Below are 7115 nucleotides of genomic sequence, written 5' to 3'. Positions count from 1 at the left end.
TTGGTGTCAACCAGTGCATTAATACTAATGCTTGGGGCCGTGGTGTTGAGTGTTGCGGTTTCACTTAATGTAGTGGTATTACCGGCGTTATCACTAACGCTTGCTTCAATAGTGAGTGGACCATCAGTTAACGCGTTCGGTACATCTGCTGACCAGCTGCCATCGGCTTGCACTGTCGCGGTAAACGTTTCTGTATTATCTGCATCCGTGACGTTAATCGTTATAACCGTGCCTACTGGCGCGTTTGATGTCCCGCTGATTGTTGGCGTGCTGTCGTTGGTTGCGCCGACTGTGTCTAACGTCAGTGTTGGCGCTAAGGTATCTAGGTTGCCCGTTTGTGTCGCGCCGCCGGTGTTGCCTGCATCATCGGTGATACTGGCTTGCACGGTGTAGCTTCCATCTGGTAATTCAGGGCTGGTTGCTTGCCAATCACCGTTTGCATCCACGGTGGCGGTGATTGGGTGTTCATCACCGTTACTGTCAGTAATAACAATGTTTACAACGGTGCCTTCAGGCTCTGTTGAGGTACCACTAACAACTGGGGTGCTATCGTTGCCAAGGCCCAGTGCATCAACGGTGACGATTGGCGTAATAGTATCCACATTACCACTGCTGTTTGCGGTGCTCTCGTTGCCTGCCGCATCGGTAATACTCGCGCTTACAGTAAAGTCACCTTGTGCAAGGGCACCTGGAATCTCAATGTTCCAGTGGCCATCGCTGCCAACTAGGGTCTCAATGGTTTGCACAGCGCCTGCGCTGTCGGTGATGGTGAGTGTAACAGTGCCACCAATTTCATTACTGGTGCCCTGCAGCTCGGGTGTTAAGTCGCTGACATCGCCTACGTTTTGAATGGTGAGTATTGGCGCTTGCGTGTCTAACGTAATTGTATCTGTAACTGTTGTCGTATTTCCTGCTTCGTCAGATACACTCACTTCGATGGTGTTATCACCTTCATTTAAATCTGTTTGTGGAGTTACTTCCCAGTTACCATTTGCATCTACTGTGGTGGTAAGTGTTTGTTCAACCCCGTTATCATCAGTAATAACAACCGTGATACTGGTACCAACGTCTGCATCACTAGTGCCTGAAATGGTAGGTGTTGAGTCGTTAGTTACAGTATCAAAGTTTACGGTTAAGCTAGGCCCTGATGTATCTATAATGCCTGTAGCAGTATCTGAAGCACTATTTCCAGCAGCATCAGATACTTCAGCTTCTACAGAATAATCGCCCGAGGCCAACTCTTGGGAAAGTTCAACACTCCAATTACCATCTGCATCTGTTGTTGTGCTAAATGTGCGAACAACCCCTTGAGAATCAGTAACCGTTAAATTTATAACTGTGCCTGCAACTACGTCAGTTGTGTTACCAGAAATAACCGGTGTTGTATCATTACTTGTTTCTAGTTCATTTACTTGTATGGTTGGAGGCGTAATATCAATTACAGCATCAAGCTCTGCATTTGCGCTTCCACCACCTATGTCTGTTACTGTCGCACTAATTAAAATGGTGCCTTCAACCAAATCGGCTGGCGGAGTAACACTCCAGAGTCCGTTTTCATCAACAACCGTAGTTAAAGTAATTATTCCACCCGCTGAGTCAGTGATCTGAACTTCAACTTGAGAGCCAACTTGTGCATTAAAAGTATCACCATTTATTTGAGGTGTTTGATCGTTAGTTTCGCCAATAACATCAATGGTAATAGTCAATGCGCTTGTATCAATTGTGCCTGAAGCACTTGCTGTGCCTTCATTACCAGCGCTATCACTAATACTTGCATCTACAGAGTAGGTCCCTTCAGCTAAAGCCGCAGGTACTTCTACTGTCCAACTTCCGTCTGCAATTACTTGTGCTGAAATTGTTTGTACTGCACCATTAGCATCGGTCACTGTTAAAGTTATGGTTGAACCAGCAGGCTCCCCGCTAACCGTGCCTGAAATGGTCGGTGTTGTATCACTCGTATCGCCTAGTGCATTAATAGTAACTATTGGCGCTGTGGTATCAACTTCTCCCGTTGTTGTGGCGGTAGTTTCATTACCTGCTGTATCGGTAACCGATACTTCAACAGTAAATTCGCCTTCACTTAATTCATTTGGTACATCAACACTAAAGGTGCCATCGGCTTGTACTTCTGTGGTTATAGTTTGTGGATTACCAGCTTCATCAGTTACGGTAATAGTAACAACTGTGCCTTCTGGCTCACCCGTTGCGGTGCCTGAAATAGTTGGGGTGGTGTCGTTACTATCAGCCAGTGCATCTATCGTGATCACCGGTGCTAAAGTATCAACCTCGCCAGTCGTAGTTGCTGTGGTTTCATTGCCCGCAGTATCTGTAACCGATACCTCAACAGTAAATTCACCTTCACTTAATTCATTTGGTACATTCACACTAAAAGTGCCATCGGCTTGTACTTCAGTGGTGATAGTTTGTGGGTTACCTGCTTCATCAGTTACGGTAATAGTAACAACTGTGCCCTCTGGCTCACCCGTTGCGGTGCCTGAAATGGTTGGGGTGGTGTCGTTAGTATCACCTAATGGGTCAATAATAACTGTTGGCGCGGCAGTATCAACTTCGCCTGTTGTTGTTGCGGTAGTTTCATTACCTGCTGTATCGGTAACCGATACTTCAACAGTAAATTCGCCTTCACTTAATTCGTTCGGTACATCAACACTAAAGGTACCATCGGCTTGTACTTCTGTGGTGATTATTTGTGGGTTACCTGCTTCATCAGTTACGGTAATAGTAACAACTGTGCCCTCTGGCTCACCCGTTGCGGAGCCTGAAATGGTTGGGGTGGTGTCGTTAGTATCACCTACGGGGTCAATAATAACTGTTGGCGCGGCAGTATCAACTTCGCCTGTTGTTGTTGCGGTAGTTTCATTACCTGCTGTATCGGTAACCGATACTTCAACCGTAAACTCACCCTCACTTAATTCATTTGGTACATCAACACTAAAGGTACCATCAGCTTGAACTTCAGTGGTGATAGTTTGTGGGTTACCTGCTTCATCAGTTACGGTAATAGTAACAACTGTGCCCTCTGGCTCACCCGTTGCGGTGCCTGAAATGGTTGGGGTGGTGTCGTTAGTATCACCTACTGGGTCAATAATAACTGTTGGCGCGGCAGTATCGACTTCGCCTGTTGTTGTTGCGGTAGTTTCATTACCTGCGGTATCGGTAACCGATACTTCAACGGTAAATTCACCTTCACTTAATTCATTTGGTACATCAACACTAAAGGTGCCATCGGCTTGTACTTCTGTGGTTATGGTTTGTGGGTTACCTGCTTCATCCGTAACTATAATAGTAACAACCGTGCCTTCTGGTTCGCCCGTTGCGGTGCCTGAAATAGTTGGTGTTGTATCGTTGCTATCCGCCAGTGCATCAATCGTAATATTTGGTGCGGTATTATCGATAGTTCCCTGTGCAGAAGCTTCACTTTGGTTACCTGCTTCATCACTAACGATGGCATTAACACTAAAGTCACCTTCAACTAACTCATTAGTAGTATCGGCTGTCCAGCTACCATCAGCTAGCGTTTGTGTTGTAATTGTTTGTGTATTACCACCAGCATCTGTAACGATTAACGTAACAGTTGTTCCGGCTGGTACATTTTGTACAGAACCTGAAATTGTTGGAGTAGTATCGGCACTATCTGGGATTGTATTAATTGCTATAATTGGAGCTGATAAATCAATTGTTCCACTAACAGTATCGCTTGCTTCATTACCCGCAGCGTCTGTTACCGTTGCTGTAATTGTAAAATCGCCTTCAGCAACAGCTTGAGTTGCACCTACTTGCCAAGTTCCATCTTCTGACACAACCGCCGTCAATGTTTGTGACTCACCATTTGCATCAGTAACTAAAACACTAACAAGGCTACCCGGTGCTACATCACTCGTTGTTCCGCTAAATGTAGGCGTTGTATCGTTTGAATCAGCAAAGTCATTTATTGCAACTAAAGGAGGGGTGGTATCAACTGAGCCTAATTGTGAATCTTGAGCTGCGTTACCCGCATTATCAGATACATTAGCTGTTACTGTAAAATCTCCCTCGCTTAAAGCAGTTGGAATCTCAATACTCCAAGTACCATCAGCACTTATAGTAGTCACTAACTGTTGCTCAGCCCCTAGACTATCGGTAATAATTAAAGTTACTTCACTGCCCGATGCTAATCCTTGGGTAGAGCCTGTAAGAGTAGGTGTTGTATCGTTTGTATCAGCAATATTGTTAATAGTTACACTTGGTGCGGTTAAATCGACCGTACCTGTAACAGTTGCCGTACTGCTATTGCCTGCAGTGTCGCTAACACTTGCTGTTACTGTGAAATCACCTTCACTGAGATCTGCAATAATATCCGCTGTATATGTACCATCTGTATTTGTAGTTGTTGTAAGTGTTTGTTCATTACCTTCACTGTCAGTTATTACTAATGTAACTTCGGTCCCTGCAGGTACATCAATTACATTACCGCTTACAGATGGGGTTACATCATTCGTATCCTCAATAGGATTAATCGTGATTGCAGGATCTGTTAAATCAATTTCTCCAGTTTCACTTGCAGAAGCTGTATTACCCGCAGCATCAGTTACAGTTGCAACCACACTAAACTGGCCTTCAACTAATTCATTACTTGCCTCAACTGACCAGCTTCCGTCAGCACCAGTAACTACTTGCACGGTTTCTGCTACGCCATCGCTTCCTGTAAATGTAACGGTTACTACCGCACCAGGATCTACGTCTTGGGTAGAGCCGCTAACTGTTGGTGTTGTATCGTTAGTATCAATAATAAAATTAATACTTACAGTTAAATCAACATTACCTACTGCACTTGCTTGCGCTTCATTGCCCGAGTCATCTATAACCGCTGCAACTACAGTAAAGTCGCCCTCAGGCAGAGGGGTTGTTACTTGTGCAGACCACGAACCATCTTCTTGCGTCACTGCTAGTAATGTAAATGTGCTGCCATCGCTTGCAGTAATAGTTAAAGTAATGGTTGTACCAGCAGGCACATTACCGGTGTTACCACTTAAAAATGGAGTGGTATCGTTAGTATTAGCAATTGCATCGATTTGAATTGAGATAGGAGCAAACGTTATTTCACCGTTTGTTTGAGCAGATGCCTCATTACCCGCAGCATCGGTTACTGACGCAGTTGCGGTAAATTCACCACCTGGCAAGATTTCACTAGCATCAACACTCCATGTGCCATCTTCATTTAATAAAGTAGTTAAAGTTTGTACGTTACCGTTAATATCGGTTACTAATACTGTAATAACAGAGCCCGCAGGAGCGTCTTCCACCCTACCTACAAATGTTGGTGTAGTATCGTTAGTATCAGCAATTGCAGTAACGGTAATATCAGGGTTTGTTAAATCAACAACACCTTGGTTATTTGCTTGGGCTTGATTACCTGCAGCATCACTTACACTTGCATCAACCTCAAACTGCCCTTCAGCCAATGGCGTAGTTACGTCGATAGACCAATCCCCATCAGCGTTAGTTTGGGTTAATAATGTTTGAGTTTGACCATCAAAATCGGTAATAACCACACTAATAATAGAGCCTGCAGGTACATCTTGCGCGTTACCTGTAATCGTTGGCGTGGTGTCTTGAGTGTCGTTAATATTATTAATTTGTACCGAAGGCGCCGTTAAATCAATTACTCCTGAATCACTTGCTAATGCTAAGTTTCCTACACTGTCGCTTACTTGTGCATCAACAGTAAAATCACCTTCAGGTAAAGGAGTCCCTACTTCTACACTCCAGCTTCCATCGGCTTGGGTAACTGCAGTTAATGTTTGTATTTGTCCTGCACTATCTGTAACAGTAATTGTTACTTGAGTGCCCTCAGGAACACCATTTGTTGTTCCAACAAGTGGTGGTGTTGAGTTATTTGTTTCATCAGTTACATTTACGGTGATTACCGGAGCAGTTAAATCTACATTCGCTAAAGCTTGGTCTATAGCTTGATTTCCAGCTGCATCAATCGCAACAGCGCTTACGTTAAACTCCCCTTCAGATAAAGGTGAGGTGGTAGTAATTACCCAATTTCCTTGAGCATCAACCTGAGTAACTATTGTTTGTACCGTACCTGCACTATCCGTTAACGTGACTGATACATTATCCCCAGTATTCAAACCAGATACTGTCCCTGTCACTGTCACTGTTTGCGAAGCAGAATCGGCAACAGGATCAATAGCAATAAGTGGAGGTGTTGTATCAACCTCAATTGAAATAGTGTCGTTTATAGGATTACCAACAGGATCCGTCGCTTCAACAACAACCGTTACAGGGCCATCAGCAATTGGTGTTGGTAGGGTTATTTCAAAGGTACCATCAGGGCCAATTACAACACTAACTACTTGAGAGTTTCCATCAACATCAGTTACCGTTACATTAACCGTTTCGCCGATTAAGTTTTCGCTCGTACCGGTGATTGTAGGTTGTGATGAGTTAGTAATACCTAGCTCATTAAGTGAAATAGATGCAGTAGTTGAATCAGGCACAATACCGTCAGAGGTATCTCTTAAATTAAAAGCTTCAGTAGCGCCTTGCTCAAAAGATGAATCAAAAGTAACACTACTAGGATCAACACTTTCAGAAATTCGGGTTAGCTGTACAAACGAACTGCCTCCATCTGCACCCGCAGCGTTACCCCCACCAGCGGCTGTTGCCTCTAAATTATCTAGAATGTCCCCATCACCTTCTAACGCATCTAAAAAATCTGTTACATCAGAATTAGCCGCTGTTGATGGGTCTTGCTCTGCCCCTAAATCTAAGCTTGCAATTGCTTCATCTAAACTTTCATCAAAAACAGTTGTTTCGCTAGAATCTCTGGCTTCTTTCGCTAATAAGTCTGGTGTTATTTTTACCTTTTGATTTGCGGGTATAGATAAGGTTTCACCTTGCACATCAATTTGTAAAGACGATTTAATAGCAGTAACAACTAAATCACCCACGGTGATAATGTCACCAACATTTAATGCTCTTATTGACCCATCATCCAGCACCACACCTGCCGAACCTTGAATATCAATAACTACCAGTTGATTTGCTTCCATTTTGGTACCCTCAAACTTTTTAAAATAACAATCTAATAAGTTAAAGGTAGGACA

General features: G+C 43.8%; 1 protein-coding gene. It reads right to left on the bottom strand.

Annotation, left to right across the window (positions count from 1 at the left end):
* A partial coding sequence (locus H5116_RS10795; protein ID WP_182716115.1) for an Ig-like domain-containing protein occupies nt 1-7061 on the bottom strand: 7061 nt, incomplete at its 3' end.
* Nucleotides 7062-7115: the final 54 nt, after the last annotated feature.

The sequence above is a fragment of the Pseudoalteromonas sp. SG45-2 genome (assembly GCF_014164115.1).
Lineage (GTDB): Bacteria > Pseudomonadota > Gammaproteobacteria > Enterobacterales > Alteromonadaceae > Pseudoalteromonas > Pseudoalteromonas distincta.
The sequence above is the reverse complement of the archived record's forward strand: the minus strand, read 5'-3'. Positions and strand labels throughout refer to the sequence as shown.